At 72.2% G+C, this 14,565-nt stretch carries 16 protein-coding genes; 7 read left to right on the top strand and 9 right to left on the bottom strand.

What is annotated here, in order from left to right:
- Positions 1 to 46: 46 nt before the first annotated feature.
- Entirely contained in the window at positions 47 to 2,041 is a 1,995-nt protein-coding gene (gene dxs / locus ACN27G_RS05360; RefSeq protein ID WP_421491654.1) for a 1-deoxy-D-xylulose-5-phosphate synthase, read from the bottom strand.
- 330 nt (positions 2,042 to 2,371) lie between these two features.
- On the opposite strand from dxs, the gene ACN27G_RS05355 reads away from it, so the two are divergent.
- A complete protein-coding gene (locus tag ACN27G_RS05355; RefSeq protein WP_421491653.1) occupies positions 2,372 to 2,614 on the top strand; it encodes a hypothetical protein in 243 nt (80 codons plus the stop codon).
- 257 nt (positions 2,615 to 2,871) lie between these two features.
- Here the strand turns inward: ACN27G_RS05355 and ACN27G_RS05350 are convergent, their stop codons facing one another.
- Together ACN27G_RS05350 and ACN27G_RS05345 are read right to left on the bottom strand one after the other, a co-directional pair.
- Positions 2,872 to 3,060 carry a DUF397 domain-containing protein gene (locus ACN27G_RS05350; protein ID WP_421491652.1) on the bottom strand — a complete coding sequence of 63 codons (189 nt, stop codon included), beginning with the start codon at positions 3,058 to 3,060 and terminating at the stop codon, positions 2,872 to 2,874.
- On the bottom strand, positions 3,051 to 3,836 hold the full coding sequence (locus tag ACN27G_RS05345) for a helix-turn-helix domain-containing protein (RefSeq protein WP_421491651.1): 786 nt from the start codon (positions 3,834 to 3,836) through the stop codon (positions 3,051 to 3,053). Before ACN27G_RS05345 ends, ACN27G_RS05350 begins: the two co-directional genes overlap by 10 nt.
- A 416-nt stretch (positions 3,837 to 4,252) precedes the next feature.
- Between ACN27G_RS05345 and ACN27G_RS05340 the strand changes: the two genes are divergently transcribed.
- The 3 genes from ACN27G_RS05340 to ACN27G_RS05330 all read left to right on the top strand — a co-directional run bounded on the left by ACN27G_RS05340 (position 4,253) and on the right by ACN27G_RS05330 (position 5,477).
- A complete protein-coding gene (locus ACN27G_RS05340) occupies positions 4,253 to 4,501 on the top strand; it encodes a hypothetical protein (RefSeq protein ID WP_421491650.1) in 249 nt (82 codons plus the stop codon).
- Positions 4,502 to 4,504: 3 nt separating this feature from the next.
- Complete coding sequence (locus ACN27G_RS05335; RefSeq protein ID WP_421491649.1) at positions 4,505 to 4,792, top strand: hypothetical protein; 288 nt, start codon at positions 4,505 to 4,507, stop codon at positions 4,790 to 4,792.
- Between the two features lie 535 nt (positions 4,793 to 5,327).
- Positions 5,328 to 5,477, top strand: coding sequence for a matrixin family metalloprotease (locus ACN27G_RS05330; protein WP_421491648.1), 150 nt, complete (start codon positions 5,328 to 5,330; stop codon positions 5,475 to 5,477).
- Positions 5,478 to 6,033: 556 nt separating this feature from the next.
- On the opposite strand, the gene ACN27G_RS05325 is transcribed toward ACN27G_RS05330, so the two are convergent.
- Together ACN27G_RS05325 and ACN27G_RS05320 are read right to left on the bottom strand one after the other, a co-directional pair.
- Positions 6,034 to 7,437 carry a class I SAM-dependent RNA methyltransferase gene (locus ACN27G_RS05325; RefSeq protein WP_421491647.1) on the bottom strand — a complete coding sequence of 468 codons (1,404 nt, stop codon included), beginning with the start codon at positions 7,435 to 7,437 and terminating at the stop codon, positions 6,034 to 6,036.
- Positions 7,434 to 9,554: an APC family permease gene (locus ACN27G_RS05320; protein ID WP_421491646.1), complete on the bottom strand. Its 2,121-nt coding sequence runs from the start codon at positions 9,552 to 9,554 to the stop codon at positions 7,434 to 7,436. Before ACN27G_RS05320 ends, ACN27G_RS05325 begins: the two co-directional genes overlap by 4 nt.
- Before the next feature lie 230 nt (positions 9,555 to 9,784).
- Between ACN27G_RS05320 and ACN27G_RS05315 the strand changes: the two genes are divergently transcribed.
- The gene (locus ACN27G_RS05315; RefSeq protein ID WP_421491645.1) at positions 9,785 to 10,450 is read left to right on the top strand and encodes a potassium channel family protein; all 666 of its coding nucleotides are present in this window, start codon (positions 9,785 to 9,787) and stop codon (positions 10,448 to 10,450) included.
- 1 nt (position 10,451) lies between these two features.
- Complete coding sequence (locus ACN27G_RS05310; RefSeq protein ID WP_421491644.1) at positions 10,452 to 11,144, top strand: potassium channel family protein; 693 nt, start codon at positions 10,452 to 10,454, stop codon at positions 11,142 to 11,144.
- A gap of 38 nt (positions 11,145 to 11,182) precedes the next feature.
- Here the strand turns inward: ACN27G_RS05310 and ACN27G_RS05305 are convergent, their stop codons facing one another.
- The 4 genes from ACN27G_RS05305 to dut all read right to left on the bottom strand — a co-directional run bounded on the left by ACN27G_RS05305 (position 11,183) and on the right by dut (position 13,956).
- The gene (locus ACN27G_RS05305; protein ID WP_421497246.1) at positions 11,183 to 11,899 is read right to left on the bottom strand and encodes a DUF3159 domain-containing protein; all 717 of its coding nucleotides are present in this window, start codon (positions 11,897 to 11,899) and stop codon (positions 11,183 to 11,185) included.
- A gap of 47 nt (positions 11,900 to 11,946) precedes the next feature.
- A complete protein-coding gene (locus ACN27G_RS05300) occupies positions 11,947 to 12,327 on the bottom strand; it encodes an OB-fold nucleic acid binding domain-containing protein (RefSeq protein ID WP_421491643.1) in 381 nt (126 codons plus the stop codon).
- 116 nt (positions 12,328 to 12,443) lie between these two features.
- A complete protein-coding gene (locus ACN27G_RS05295; RefSeq protein ID WP_421491642.1) occupies positions 12,444 to 13,217 on the bottom strand; it encodes a DUF3710 domain-containing protein in 774 nt (257 codons plus the stop codon).
- Between the two features lie 205 nt (positions 13,218 to 13,422).
- The gene (gene dut, locus ACN27G_RS05290; protein WP_421491641.1) at positions 13,423 to 13,956 is read right to left on the bottom strand and encodes a dUTP diphosphatase; all 534 of its coding nucleotides are present in this window, start codon (positions 13,954 to 13,956) and stop codon (positions 13,423 to 13,425) included.
- A gap of 91 nt (positions 13,957 to 14,047) precedes the next feature.
- Here dut and ACN27G_RS05285 point away from each other — a divergent pair, with 91 nt between their 5' ends.
- Positions 14,048 to 14,539, top strand: coding sequence for a DUF3093 domain-containing protein (locus ACN27G_RS05285; protein WP_421491640.1), 492 nt, complete (start codon positions 14,048 to 14,050; stop codon positions 14,537 to 14,539).
- The last annotated feature ends 26 nt before the right edge of the window (positions 14,540 to 14,565 follow it).

Genomic DNA, 14,565 nt, shown 5'->3' with positions numbered 1-14,565 from the left:
AGCAACCACGGCCCCCGCCCGCCGGCACCGGCAGGTCGTGGACGGGTCAGCCCCGGGCGTTGCGTCCCTTCGCCGACCGGTCGCCGTTGGCTGCTGTCACCCGGACCCGGGCGATCGGCTCGTCGTCGAGCTGCGAGACCCAGCCGGTCACGTCCCGGGCCACGTCCTGCGCGGTCAGCCCCACATCGGCGAGGATCTGTGCCCGGGTGCCGTGCGGCTGCCAGACCGCCGGTACGCCGAGGTCGCGCAGCGGGACCCGGATGTCGGCGTCGCGCAGCGCCTTGGCGAGCGCGTCACCGACCCCACCGGCCCGTACGCCGTCCTCCACGGTGACCACCAGCCGGTGACTGCCGGCCAGCGTGAGCAGCTCCGGCGGGACCGGCCTGACCCAGCGCGGGTCGACCACCGTGACCCCGTAGCCCTGCTCGGCGACCCGGGCGGCCACCTCCACGCCGAGCTTGCCGAAGGCGCCGACCGCGACCAGCAGCACGTCTGTGCGGGCGGACTCGGCGAGCACGTCGACCCCGCCGGAGACCGACCCGGCGGCGGTGACCCGGCGCACCGCCGGCAGGTCGGCGACGACGGAGCCGGTCGGGAAGCGCAGGATGGTCGGCCCCTCCTCGACGGCGACCGCCTCGCGCAGCTCCGTCCGCAGGGTCGCGGCGTCCCGGGGCGCGGCGATCCGCAGGCCGGGCACCACCCCGAAGACCGACATGTCCCAGATGCCGTAGTGGCTCGGCCCGTCCGGGCCGGTGATCCCGGCCCGGTCCAGCACGAACGTCACCGGCAGTTTGTGCATCGCCACGTCGAGCAGCACCTGGTCGAAGGCGCGGTTGAGGAAGGTCGCGTAGACGGCCACCACCGGGTGCAGGCCGCCCAGGGCGAGACCGGCGGCGGAGGTGGCGGCGTGCTGCTCGGCGATGCCGACGTCGTAGACCCGCTCCGGATATTTCCGGGCCAGCGCGGCGATGCCGGTCGGCTCGGCCATCGCGGCGGTGATGCCGACCACGTCCGGCCGCTCGTCGGCGATCGCCACCAGCTCGTCGGCGAAGACGTGCGTCCACTTCACCGACGAGGCGGCCAGCAGCTTGCCGGTCTCGACGTCGAAGGCGCTCGGACTGTGCAGGCAGTCGGCGTCGTCCTCCTCCGCCGGGCGGTAGCCGAGGCCCTTGCGGGTCACCGCGTGCACGATGACCGGCCCGCCGAAGCCCTTGGCGCGGCGCAGCGCCGACTCCATCGCGGCGATGTCGTGTCCGTCGACGGGGCCGAAGTATTTGATGCCGAGGTCCTCGAACATCGCCTGGGGCGCGACGGCGTCCTTGATGCCCTTCTTGACCGCGTGCAGCACCTCGTACATCGGCTTGCCGACCATCGGGGTGGAACCGAGCGCCTCCTTGACGGCGTCCAGCACCTTCTCGTAGCCGGGGTTGAGCCGGAGCGTGGCCAGGTGGTCGGCGAGGCCGCCGATCGTCGGCGCGTACGACCGGCCGTTGTCGTTGACCACGATGACCAGCGGGTTGCGGGCGGCGGCGATGTTGTTCAGCGCCTCCCAGCACATGCCGCCGGTCAGTGCGCCGTCACCGACCACCGCGACGACGCTGCGCGACTCGCCGCGCAGCGCGTACGCCTTGGCGAGCCCGTCGGCGTAGGAGAGTGCGGTCGAGGCGTGCGAGTTCTCGATCAGGTCGTGCTCGCTCTCGGCCTGGCTCGGGTAGCCCGAGAGGCCACCGCGCTGGCGGAGCTGGTCGAAGCCCTCCTGCCGGCCGGTGAGCATCTTGTGCACATAGGCCTGGTGGCCGGTGTCGAAGAGGAAGCGGTCGCGCGGCGAGTCGAAGACCCTGTGCATGGCCACTGTCAGCTCGACCACCCCGAGGTTGGGGCCGAGATGCCCGCCGGTGCGGGAGACCTTGGCGACCAGGAAGTCCCGGATCTCGGCGGCGAGCAGCGCCAGATCCTCGGCGGGCATCCGCTTGACGTCCTGCGGCCCGCGGATCGCGCCCAACAGCCGCCCGACGGGAGTTTCCGACTCCTCCACGCTCATTCCGTCACCTCGCCGCGCTCGGCAGCGGTATCGGGCCGCACGGCGCCGGGCTGGCTGATTCGCTCCCTAGACAGGCTCATAGCCGCAGAGTCTATCGGGGCCGGGCCGCCCCGCAGCCCGGCCGGCGAAGCCGGTGGGTCGACCGGTGCCGCCGGGGCGGGCGGCGATCGGTAGAGTCCCGTTGACCGGACGGTCGACGGTCGCGGACAGTTGACGACCCCACACCGCGAGTGGCGGGGAGCAGTTCCGCCGAACGAACGAAAAATCGGGCAGATCCCGCAAACGGCCGTAGCATGGCCGGTAACCCCGACCCTTCCCTAAGGTCTCGACATGCCGCCTGCTGACTCCCGCCCCGGCCGGAATTCCGACCACGTCCGCAGCACGCCGACATCCGGCCGGTACGCCGCCGGTCAGGTCCTCGCGGTCGGCATCGTGCTGCTGATCGCGCTGCCGCTGCTTCCGGTGATACTGCTGATCGTCGCCTGGATCCGGCTCCGCGACCGGGCCGCCGCCCGGGCCGCCCGCCGGGATACGGAGGCGGTCCCCCAACCCACCCTGCACGCCACTGTCTGAACCGATCCAGAACGTCGCCACACCGCCCGCTACGGCGCCGCTACACCACCCGCCTCAGCGCGCGGCAGTTGCCGGCCGTGCGGCGTGAGGCGAACGGGCCGCCGGCCCGGTGAGGCTGCCCAGGTTCGCCGCCGGGTAGTGCGTCCCGGGTAAACGGGTCGGCGTGGTGGACGCCCTGGAAGCACAACAGCCCCGGGACCCTACCGCGAGGTAGGGCCGGGGCTTTTCGTCGTTGTGGCCCGCAGCGCGGACCCGCGTCAGCCGTGGTGCTTCGCCAGGGTGACGAACGCTCGCCAGCTCGCCGGGTCGAACGCGAGGGTTCCGCCGTCCCGGTCCTTGGTGTCCCGGACCAGAACCCGGCCGGGAAGGTTGTCGGCAACCTCAACGCACCCGGAGCTGTCACTGTGCGTCGACTTGTGCCACCGAGGGATGCCGCCTATGTCCATTCTTCCGCCGTCCTCACGATCAGGTCGAGGCTCTGCTGTACGGGCAGAGCGTACCCCCGGATACTTTCCCAGATCCCCTCAAGGTCCGATGTAGCGTCCGGGTTCTCGATCACTCGTCCCTTGAGGTGGCCTTCAAGGTAGCCGATTGGGCGACCATCGACGCTCGCCAGCGTGAACGGTCCGTCAAGTCCCGGGTACGCTCCGACATCGGCCGGGACCACTTGCACCGCAACGGTTGGACTGTCACAGGCCGTAACGATCGCCTTCAACTGATCGCGCATCAGATCAGGTGATCCGATCCGGCGGCGCAACACCGATTCGTCGAGCACCGCGACGAACTGACAGGGGTCGGGCTCGCGCTGCAAGATGTCCTGCCGATGAAGTCGAGTGAGCAGGGCGGCCTCCATGCTCTCCCCACGGTGCCCATGCCCGAGCAGTACCGCACGCGCGTACGCCTCCGTCTGGAGTAGCCCGGGAATGACGATCGTTTGGAAGGTTCGGACCAGGCTGGCGCGTGCCTCGTACTCGATGAACGGCCTCAACCAGACCGGCGCGGCCTCGCCGACGATGAACTCTCGATAGAAGTCAAGGAAGGCCGTGCCGAACGCCCGATCTACGGACTCCAGGTAGCGCGGGTGCGCGGCCCGCGTTCCGCGCTCGATCGAGCTGACGTGCTGTGCGGAGAACTTGATCCGCTGTCCCCACGCCTCTTGAGTGAGGCCGAAGGCTTCGCGGACGCGCCGCAATTCCTTGATCAGGTATTCACTTCCGGCCACAAAGTCCTCACATTCTCCATGTCTCTCCAGACGGGGCGGTCATTTTTCCGGCTTAGTCTTCCCCCGCCATGACTTCCGTACATCTTCCGTTATCGCGCTGTCACGGTCCAGGGTGGATCGCAAGACGGAAGCGTTCACAGCGGCTCCTGCCAATTCGCCGGGGAGTGGCCGCAAGGATCCGCCCCGATGGCGGATCCATCTTCCGTCGGACGGGGGCGGTGTGTGGGGTAAGTCAGAGGGACCTCCGGCGGCACCGCCCCCGTCCCCAATCTGCCGACGGGAGGCAACACATGAGACAGACCCGCAACCCCCGCCATCGTCGCGCGTGGTGGCACCTCTGGCTGTACTGCCGGTGCGGCCACCGCTGGACCTGTCCCGGCTCGATCGAGCGGGTACCGGTGCCGCATGGACCGAGGGTGCGCCCTATCGGCCGGCACGCCTTCCGGGCGGCGGTACGGGCCGCCACGGTTGACGCCAGGATCGTCAGGGAGGCGCGGGCCGCTGGCGCAGCCGCGTCCCCACCACCCCCACCCTCGCCACCGCCGAGCACCCGGCACGACGGATGGAACGGCGTCACCTGGGCCTATCCGGAGGTGCGTACCGGGAGCGCGGGCAACCTGACGCCGGCTCAGCGCCACCGGGCCAGGCACGCCGAGCGGGTGTAGGCCGTGATCGGGCCGTGGGTGCGATGGGAGCGGCACGCCGCACGGCGACGGCTGGCGGCGGTCCGCTCGGGGCAGCACCTCCCCGGGGACCGGTACGCCTGCCTGGTGTGCGAGCACGACTGGCCCTGTCAGGACGCCCGCCTGGCCCTGCTGGCCAGCTTCAACGGCAACCGGATCGGGCTGGTGATGTACCTCGCCGCGCATCTCACCCGCGCCCTGCAAGCGCTACCCGACCAGCACCCCGGCATGGTCGTCGGCCAGATCCTCTACTGGATTCCCCGACGCCGCTGACGCCGGTTCGGCACCCCCAGGAACGTCGGCACCGGCCTTCGGCCCCTTCCCCCGCATCACCCAGGGCCGGAGCCGACAAGGGAAGCGCCCCGGGGTCGTTCGTTCTCCCCTTCGGATCGGCCCCGGGGTGCGACCCGAGTCCATCCCTCCCCCCATACGGATTGGAGTTCATCCGTGATCAATCCGACCGCACCCGCGAACAGAACCGGAGTAGCCGTCCGAAGAGCGGCGGCGGCCGTCGCCCTGGTGCTGACGATGACAGTCGGCGCCGTGGTGATCGCGTCACCGGCACAGGCCACCAACTTCGGTGCGACCACCTGCGGGGGCAGTCCGCGAAACTGTGTGTCCCAGGCGAACAACGCCTACCACGTCGTCAGATGGGAGGGCGACCAGGACATTGCCGGTATCGGCCCATCGCTCTGGTGGGTGGTTGGAAATGTCTACAACCCGACAGACATGGTCGCCTACGAAGACAGCGCCGATCCCCTACCCGACGTCAGAGCATGGGACGAGCCGTACGGAGCTACCGGGATTCTTGGCTGGGATCGTCTGTCACGAGTTGGGGCACACGGTCGGCCTGCGGCACTCGACTTCGGCCGGGACCTGCATATACACCTATCCGACTGCGGCGACCACGACCGGGCTGGAGGCGCACGACCTGGCCCACATCAACACTCAATATTGAGGGGACAGGCAGAAGATGAAGCGATCACGGATTACCCGGCTTGCGATAAGGGCCGTGTGCGCCGCGCTGCTCGCGATTACCACAACCGCATGTGCGGGACAGTCGAATCCGCAGACTACGCCGGCCGGAGCCGTCACGTCGGCTCGTGTCGGAGACAGCCTGGACGTACATCGCGCTGACGTCGTTGCCGCTCTCAAGTCTTTCGCCTTGGGGCCGGCAGCGATCCCGGCCGAGTACTACGAGAATCTTTCCGATGGTGTGAAAGGGGCGGGGCCCTCGTGGTGGCGGAGGTTGCCGACGTCAAGGTGACCCGCGCATTTCGGGGCGAAGCTGTCGGAATCAGAGGCTTTCTTCCTCACCATCTCCCCGCAGGGTCTCTTCGTCCAGGGCCCAGACCACGTTGAGACGCCGCTCGCGGAGACCGTAACCGGTGACATGGCGGCAGAGGGCAGACGCTACGCCCGGATGAGCGAACTCGTCTCCGCCGTGCGCAACGTCGCATAGGGCGAACGCGGAAGCGCTTCGGCCGACAGCGCCGGGGTCTGTCAGTGCCGCCTCAGCGGTCCGGCCGGGCCCGATCGGCGGGTAGCAGCAGCGCCACCAGCTCCACGTGCCGGGTCATCGGGAAGAGGTCGTAACCACGCAACGCGGCGAGCCGCCAGCCCGCCTCCCGGAACGTGCGCGCGTCCCGGGCGAAGGCGGCCGGGTCGCAGGCCACGTAGGCCACGGCGCGGCCGGTGGCGGCGGCGACCGCCCGGACGACCTCGGCCCCGGCGCCGGAGCGCGGCGGATCCAGCACCACCAGGTCGACGGGCCCGACGATCCGGCGCCGGCGCAGCGCCGGACCGACCGACGCCCGGACCACCTCGACGCCGGGCAGGTCTCGCAGGTTGTCCCGGGCGGCCTCGACCGCCGGCTGGGCCGCCTCCACCAGGGTGATCCGGCCGGCCGGACCGACCCGCTCGGCCAGGGCCGCCGCGAAGAGTCCCGCCCCGCCGTACAGGTCCCAGGCGGACTCGCCGACCTCCGGCGCCAGCAGCTCGAGCACGGCCGCCGCCAGCGTGTCCGCGGCGACCGGGTGCACCTGCCAGAACGCCTCCGGCGGCAGGCGCCACGTCCGGCCGACGGCCAGCTCCCGGACCCGTTCCTCCGCAGCCTCCCGCAGCCCGCCGTCCCCGGTTGTCGCGCCGTCGACGTCGACGTCTCCCGGCGCCGCCCCGCCGGCCCCGCCCGCACCCGCCCCGGTGGGATCGCCGGCCGGGTCACCGCCACCGGCCGCCGAGCCGCCGCCGGCCGCCGACCCGGTGGCCCGACGGCCGCGTACCGTGACGTCGCCGCCGGAGGAGGCGACCACCTCCACCACGTCGGCGTCGGGCCAGCGCCGGCCGCCGGGCGCCAGCAGCGGCAACTCCTGGATCGCCGGGCGGGCGATCCGGCAGCGGTCGATCGGGACGACCTCGTGCGAGCGGTGCTTGAGCAGGCCGGCCCGGCCGGCGGCGTCGACGGCGTACCGGACCCGGGACCGCCAGCCCAGCGGGCCGCCGGGCAGCTCCTCGACGCGTACGTCCAGCGCCGCGATCTCCTCCGGCGCCAGCCCGGCCAGCCGACGTAGCTGCTCGACGACCACCTCGGCCTTCCAGCGCCGCTGCGCGGCGGGCGCCACGTGCTGGAGGTCGCAGCCGCCGCACCGGTCCGGGCCCGCCCACGGGCAGGGCGGCACGACCCGGTCCGGCGAGGCGTCGAGTACGGACACCGCGTCCGCCCGGAGGAAGTCGCGGCGTACCTCGGTGATCTCGGCGACCACCCGCTCCCCCGGCAGCGCGTGCCGGACGAAGACCACCTGCCCGTCCAGCCGGGCCACGCAGTGCCCGCCGTGCGCGACCGCACCGACGGTCAGCTCCACCCGCTCCGCCTCGCCCGGACCCGTCGGGGTTTCCCGGACCCGCTCGCCGGCGCTCATCGCGGACCGGCGGCGTCCCGCCCCGGGCCGGGCGGAGGTTCGTCGAGGTCGGTGCCGGCCAGCGGCGGCGGGGGTGGCGGCGCGGCGGCGGTGTTCGACGGCGGGGGTGGCCCGAGCATGCCGCCGACGGTGCCGCCGCGCGGCCCCCGGGCCGGTCCGCGGCTCAGCGTCGCGTCGAACCGGTCGAGGTTCTTCCGGGCGGTGGAGGCGAGCTGCCACGGCACGCTGGTCACCATCACCCCGGGCTCGAAGAGCAGCCGGCCCTTGATCCGCAGCGCGCTCTGGTTGTGCAGCAGGTTCTCCCACCAGTGCCCGACGACGTACTCCGGGATGAAGACCGTGACCACGTCGCGCGGCGACTCCCGGCGGGCCGAGGCGACGAAGTCCAGGATGGGCCGGGTGATCTCCCGGTACGGCGAGTCGATCACGGTCAGCGGCACCGGCACGTCGTGCCGTTCCCACTCGGCCTGCACCGCCCGGGTGTCCGCCTCGTCCACGTTGACCGTCAGCGCGGTCAGGGTGTCCGGCCGGGTCGCCTGGGCGTACGCGATCGCCCGCAGCGTCGGCTGGTGCACCTTGCTGACCAGCACGATGGCGTGGTTGCGGGCCGGCAGCACCGGGCGCCCCTCGGCCGGGGTCAGTTCGGCGGAGATCCGGTCGTAGTGCCGGCGGATGCCCAGCATCGTCGCGTAGATGACCGCCATCGCGGCGATCGCGATCCAGGCGCCGAGCAGGAACTTGGTGACCAGCACGACCACCAGCACCGCTCCGGTCAGCCCCATCCCGAAGGCGTTGATCCGGCGGGACCGGACCATCCGGCGCCGCACCAGCGGATCCCGCTCGGTGCGCAGCATCCGGTTCCAGTGCCGGATCATCCCGGCCTGGGAGAGGGTGAACGAGACGAAGACGCCGACGATGTAGAGCTGGATCAGCCGGGTGACCTCGGCCTCGAAGGCGACGATCAGCAGGATCGCGGTGACGGCGAGGAAGCCGATGCCGTTGCTGAACGCCAGCCGGTCGCCCCGGGTGTGCAGTTGCCGGGGCAGGTAGCGGTCCTGCGCCAGGATCGAGCCGAGCACCGGGAAGCCGTTGAACGCGGTGTTGGCGGCGAGGAACAGGATCAGCGCGGTCGCGCCGGCCACCACGAAGAGCAGGATCCCGCCGCCGAAGATGGCCTCGCCGAGCTGGACCGTCACGGTCTGCTGCACGTAGCCGGCGGGGCCGCGTTCGAGCTGGATCGCCGGATTCTCCATGAACTGGAGACCGGTCAGCCGGGAGAGCCAGATGATCCCGAGAATCATCGTGATCGCCACCAGGCCGAGCATCAGCAGCGTGGTGGCGGCGTTGCGGCTCTTCGGCGGCTTGAACGCCGGGACGCCGTTGGAGATCGCCTCCACCCCGGTGAGCGCGGCGCAGCCGGAGGAGAAGGAGCGCAGCAGCAGGAACGCCATGGCGAAGGCGGTCATGTCGGCGTGCTCGGCGCTGACCACCAGGTCCGCGCTCGGTGCCCGGAGGTCGTGGCCGAGGACGAAGATCCGGACCAGCCCGGTGAGGATCATCCCGAGGATCACGATCATGAAGCCGTACGTCGGGATCGCGAACGCGGTGCCGGACTCCCGCAGCCCACGCAGGTTGATCGCGGTCAGCACGGCGACCGCGGTGACCGCGATCCCCACCCGGTGCTCGGCGACGAACGGCAGCACCGAGCCGAGGTTGGCCACCCCCGAGGAGACCGAGACGGCGACGGTCAGCACGTAGTCGACCAGCAGCGCGCTGGCCACCCCGACGCCGAACTTCGGGCCCAGGTTGACCGTGGCCACCTCGTAGTCGCCGCCGCCGGACGGATAGGCGTGCACGTTCTGTCGGTAGCTGGCCACCACGGTGAGCATCACCACCACGACGGCCAGGGCGACCCACGGCGAGAAGAGGTACGCCGAGGTGCCGGCGATCGAGAGGGTCAGCAGGATCTCGTCCGGGGCGTACGCCACGCTGGAGAGCGCGTCGGAGGCGAACACCGGCAGCGCGATGCGCTTCGGCAGCAGCGTGTGCTGCAACCTGTCGGACCGGAACGGTCGGCCCAGCAGCAGCCGCTTCAGCAACGAGGTGGGTCTGGCCACAACCGCTAAGGGTACGGCCGCCGGATTCGTCGGGGCGGCCGGTGCGGCCGATCTTCGCCGGGGCGGCGGTCAGCAGCTCACGACGGGTGCGGACAACAGATCAGGAAGGGGTTTCGAGCGGGCGGATGCCGGGGAGGTCGGGCGGCACCGGCACAGGACCGGATGACTACGCTCATGGTGACACCACCCACCGCACGGGGTCGGGCCCGCGGTGACCCGGGAGGACTACCTTGCACGTCGTGATCATGGGCTGTGGCCGGGTCGGTTCGACCCTCGCGCACAACCTGGAGTCGCGCGGCCACTCGGTGGCCGTCATCGACCAGGACGCCGACGCGTTCCGCCGGCTCGGCCCGGACTTCGGCGGGATCACCGTCACCGGCGCCGGCTTCGACGGCGACGTGCTCCGCCAGGCCGGCATCGAGCGGGCCGACGGCTTCGCCGCCGTCTCCAGCGGTGACAACTCCAACATCATCTCCGCCCGGCTGGCCCGCGAGACGTACGGCGTCTCCCGGGTGGTGGCCCGGATCTACGACTCCAAGCGGGCCCAGGTCTACGAGCGGCTCGGCATCCCGACCGTGGCCACGGTGCGGTGGACCGCCGACCGCATCGTCCGGCACCTGGTGCCCGAGGGGCACGTGGAGATCTTCCGCGACCCGACCAGCACCGTGTCGATCATCGAGGTGCCGGCGCACGACGCCTGGATCGGCCGGCCGATCCGCGCCCTGGAGGAGGCGACCGGTGCCCGGGTCGGCTATCTGACCCGGTTCGGCATCGCCGCCCTGCCCACCTCCTCCAGCGTGCTCCAGGAGGGCGACCAGGTCTCCATGCTGGTCACCGACGACATCGCCGACCAGGTGACGACGGTGGCGGGTTCGCCGCCGGAAGGAGGGCGCTGACATGCGGGTCGCCATCGCCGGCGCCGGCAACGTGGGCCGCTCGATCGCCCAGGAGCTGATCGAGAACGGGCACCAGGTGATGCTGATCGAGCGGAAGCCGAAGATGCTCCGGCCGGAGCGCGTACCGGCCGCCGAGTGGGTGCTGGCCGACGCCTGCGAGCTGGCCAGCCTGGAGGAGGCCGACCTCGCGAGCTGCGACGTGGTGGTCGCCGCCACCGGTGACGACAAGGTCAACCTGGTGCTCTCGCTGCTGGCCAAGACGGAGTTCGCGGTGCCCCGGGTGGTCGCCCGGATCAACCGGGCCGAGAACGAGTGGCTCTTCACCGACCAGTGGGGCGTCGACGTGGCGGTCAGCAAGCCACGGGTGATGGCGGCGCTGGTCGAGGAGGCGGTCACCGTCGGCGACCTGGTCCGGCTGATGACGTTCCGGCAGGGCGAGGCGAACCTGGTCGAGATCACCCTGCCGCCGACCGCACCGTACGTCGGTCACCCGATCCACGCCGTGCCACTCCCCCGCGACGCGGCGCTGGTCGCCATCCTGCGCGGCAAGCGGGTGCTGGTGCCCAGCCCGGACGACCCGCTGGAGGCCGGCGACGAGTTGATTTTCGTCTGCACGGCCGAGGTCGAGGACCAGGTCCGCAAGGTGGTCCTCGGCCCGGACAGTGTCGAACGGACCCGCGGCACCAGCGGCTGAACCGGCCCGCCGGGCGTCGGGGGCCGGCCAGCCGGTGCTCAGTTGCCGACCGCTGCCGCCGGTACGCCCGGCATCCGGTTCGCCCGGCGGACCGCCCAGATGGTGATCACCAGCAGCAGTGCGTACGGCGGATAGCCCAGCAGCAGCCGGGCGATGCCCAGCGCGGTGTCCTTGTCGGCCAGGTAGAGCCCGGCCTGCACGCCCACCTTGGCCAGCCAGACGACGCCCCAGAGCACGGTCAGCCGGGTGAAGGTGCGGACCAGCCGGGGATCCTGCCGCCACTCCGAGCGCCCACCGGCCGCGATGATCGACCAGATCCAGCCGACCAGCGGCTGCCGGATCAGCGCCGAGCCGAGCAGCACCAGCCCGTAGACGATGCCGTAGAGGATGCCGGGCAGATAGAAGTCGCGCTCGTCACCGGTACGCCAGGCGATCATCGCGCCGATGCCGATGCCGACCAGGCCGTTGACCGCGTGCCGGACCGGCCGCCGCTGGGCCAGCCGGACGGCGGCGATCAGCACCGCGACCGCCACCGAGGCGATCACCGCGGGGCGCAGCTCGGTGATGATGTTGACCACGACGAAGACGACCACCGGGATGCTGGACTCGACCATCCCCCGCCAGCCGCCGAGCTGCTCGGCCATCTGCTCGGTCAGGCTCGGCAGCTGCTCGTCCTCCCCGGCCCGGCCGCCCGTCGGATCGTCGGCCGTCGGGTCGCCGGCCGTGCTGTCGGTGCGAGGTTGTCCAGCGGTCATCTGTGCCGTCTTCCGGTCGCGGCCGTCGCCGCCGCCGGTGCCCGTGCTCACCTCGGCGGCTCCAGCTCGTAGTACGGGTTGTAGATGACTTTACGGTCATCCCGTACCGCCATGCGACCGCGCGCGGTCAATTGCCGTCCCGGCTCGATCCCGGAGATGTGCCGTCGCCCCAGCCAGACCAGGGTCACCACGTCGCTGCCGTCGTAGAGATCCGCCTCCAGGGTCGGCAGGTTCGTCCGGGGGGTGTAGACCACGGTGCGGAGCCGGCCCGAGACGGAGACCACCTGGCCCCGCATGCACTGCCCGGCCGGGGTGCTGCCGCACTCGGCGCTCTCCCGGCGCAACTCCTCGGCCTCGATCTCGGCCTCGCTCGCCGTCAGCCGTTGCAGGAAGCCCCGCCACGAGACTCGGCCCTGGTCGGTCGCCATGACCCGGTGTCACCCTCCTCGACGCGCCGTGTCCGGCGCGTGCTCGACACGACCCTGGCAACCGCGCGCCGGACCGGCCGCCGCCGTACCAGGGCCGCCTTCAAGCGTACGCCCGGTCAGGAACCCTCCCGGCGGCGCGGCGACGGTTCGGAGCGGTGCGGTGTCTGGTGACCCGAGACCACCCCGTTGACCGGTGCACCGGCCCGTCCGTCGCCCCGCGCCCTGTCCGGTCCCGGGGTCCCGTCCGGTCCCGGACCGGCGCCGGCCGCCGCATCCCTGGGCAGCCGCAGCGGCAGCGGCTCGCGGACCGGCTTGGCCTCCTGACCACGGTCGACCACGAGCCCGTCCAGGCACTCCGCAAGCGCCCCCGCCGCGGCCGGATCGGTGGCGGCCCGCCCCTGGAAGACGCCCTGGATCATCCAGCGCGGCCCGTCCACGCCGACGAAGCGCAGGTCGGCGACGCCGCCGTCCGGGGTACGGACCCGGGCCCGCAGCTCGGTGCCGTGCGCGCCCGTCACCTCCTCGGCCACCACACCGTCGGACGCCAGCGAGGTGCGGATCTCCTCCCGCCACTCCGCCCAGATCCCCTCCGTACGCGGGGCCGCGAACACCCCGAGCTGGAGGGCGCTCTCGCCGTGCACCAGGACGACCTGCTGGATCACCCCGTCCGGGTTGGCCTGGACCCGCACCTCCACACCGTCGATGGCGGGGATGTGCAGGCTGCCCAGGTCGAGCCGCTGCACGCCGGCCGGTGCCTCGGCGATGTCGTACGGCCCGCGGGTGGGCACATCGGGCTCGGCCGCGGCGGCGAGGTCCTGGGTGTCGGCGGGCTGCCGACCGGAGCGCTCGTCGCGGGAGTGCCGCCCGCCGCGGCCTCGGGAGAAGATCATCGTGCTTACCTGCTACCTTCCGTTTCCAGCTGCCGGTGGCGGATCTGACTCGCACCGTCGGTCACCTCGTCGGGTCCGACCCGCGTCGTCGGGCCCGGCTCGCATTGTCGGGCACGGCGCGCGGATCGCATTGTCCGGGACGGCGCGGATCGCATTGTCCGGCACGGCGCACGGCGGCGGCCGCCCCGGGGCGGTCCCGGCCGCGTCACCGGCGGCCCACCTGCTCGGTCCGCCCGCCCGCTTCCGCGACAGGCTCACCCGGATCGCCGGGATCGTCCGTGGCGGAGAGGCCGGCATGCCCGCCGGTCGAGCCGTGCCCGCCCGCGCCGCGCGCGGAGTCGGGCAGCTCCTCGACGGGCAGGAACCCGGCCCGCTCCACCCGCTGCACCAGAAGCTGCGCGATCCGGTCGCCCCGGGAGATCTTCGCCGGGGACACCCGGTCGTGGTTAATCAGATTGACCAGGATCTCGCCCCGGTAACCGGCGTCGACCGTACCGGGGGCGTTGAGCACCGTCACGCCGAGCCGGGCCGCCAGTCCGGACCGCGGGTGGACCAGTCCGACGTACCCGGCCGGAAGGGCGAGCGCGATGCCCGTGCGGACCAGCCGCCACTGGCCAGGCGGAATCTCGACCTCCTCGGCGGCGACCAGGTCGGCTCCGGCGTCGCCGGGATGGGCGTACGCCGGCAGCGGCAGGTCGGGATCGAGTCGCCGGACGGGTACGGGCAGCAGGTGCGTCACGCTCTCTCACTCTCCTGGCAGTTCGCGGCTCCACCGGTGCTGCCCCCATCCTGCCGGGTCGACCGGCCGCGCCGGGTCGTACCCTTCCAGCGTGGCCCCGACGAGTTCCGATCCCGCCGCCGTTGCGGCCCGCCCGGAATACGCCGAGCGGCTGACCCTGCCCTGGTGGCTCTGGCTCGCCGGGCTGGCCACCGCCGGTCTGCTCGCCACCGAGCTCTGGCTCGGCTCCACCGGGCTGCGGGCCTGGCTGCCGTACGCGGTCCTGCTGCCGCTGGCCGCCGTCGGTCTCGGCTGGCTCGGCCGGATCCCCATCGCCGTACACGACCGTGAGCTGCTGGTCGACGACGCCCGCCTGCCGGTCCGGTACGTCGCCGACGCGATCCCGCTCGACGCGGCGGGGCGGCGGGAGGTGCTCGGGGTCGGCGCCGACCCGCTGGCCTTCGTGGTGCAGCGCCCGTGGGTCTCCGGAGCGGTGCAGGTGGTCCTCGACGACCCGGCCGATCCGACGCCCTACTGGGTGGTCAGCTCCCGCCATCCGGTACGGCTGGCCGAGGCGATCCTGGCGGCCCGCGACAGCGCCTGACGCCGCACCGCGACGGCACCTGACAG

Source organism: Plantactinospora sp. WMMB334 (assembly GCF_049179095.1).
Lineage (GTDB): Bacteria > Actinomycetota > Actinomycetes > Mycobacteriales > Micromonosporaceae > Plantactinospora.
The sequence above is the reverse complement of the archived record's forward strand: the minus strand, read 5'-3'. Positions and strand labels throughout refer to the sequence as shown.